Annotated in this window: 2 protein-coding genes; both read left to right on the top strand. The window is 56.1% G+C overall.

Going from position 1 to position 686, the window contains the following annotated elements:
- Positions 1-284, top strand: a 284-nt coding sequence (locus EI28_RS12760; protein ID WP_048115419.1) for a nucleotidyltransferase family protein, incomplete at its 5' end; no start/stop codon positions are given.
- A 112-nt stretch (positions 285-396) separates the two neighbouring features.
- Positions 397-612 (top strand): DUF86 domain-containing protein, encoded by a 216-nt coding sequence (locus tag EI28_RS12765; RefSeq protein WP_231476560.1) that lies wholly within the window; start codon positions 397-399, stop codon positions 610-612.
- Positions 613-686: the final 74 nt, after the last annotated feature.

Raw genomic sequence — 686 nt, forward strand, 5'->3', positions numbered from 1 at the left:
TCTATACCCTTCTCATCCAGAAGCGGGATGAGATCCTCTCTCTCGCGCACCGGAGGGGAGCCAGAAACGTGCGGGTGTTCGGATCCGTGGCACGAAACGAAGCCAGGGAAGACAGTGATATCGACCTCCTGATCGATCTCGATCCCGACCGGAGTCTCCTTGACGTGGGCGGTCTTGCGATGGATCTCTCGCTCCTGCTTGGTCGTTCGGTTGATGTTGTGACCGAAGCGGGACTTCGGGAGCGTATCCGCTCAAAGGTCTTACAGGAAGCGCAGCCATTATGAGAGACGATCGTGAACGGCTGCTGGATGTTATCGAAGCCATCGAACGGATTGAAAGAGTATCGGCCCGAGGGCGCGAGTACTTCTACAATGATGAGATGGCACAGCATCTCGGGTGATCCACCACCTTCAGATCATCGGGGAAGCCGTACGGGGGATTTCATCAGAATTCAGGACCGAAAACCCGGGAATCCCCTGGACGGACATCATCGGCATGAGGAACGTCCTTATTCACCACTATTTTGGGATCGACCGCGATGCAGTCTGGAACGTGGTCGAACACGATCTGCTGGAACTGAAAAGCCAGATCCAGTCCAGGGTCAGGGAGTAGGGGCCACCAGGAGCGATGGTGAGCGGCTCCGGTTCTACGAACCGTCGCAAGTCGAAAACGCTTCGCGTTTTCTC

This window comes from Methanoculleus sp. MH98A (assembly GCF_000691865.1).
Lineage (GTDB): Archaea > Halobacteriota > Methanomicrobia > Methanomicrobiales > Methanoculleaceae > Methanoculleus.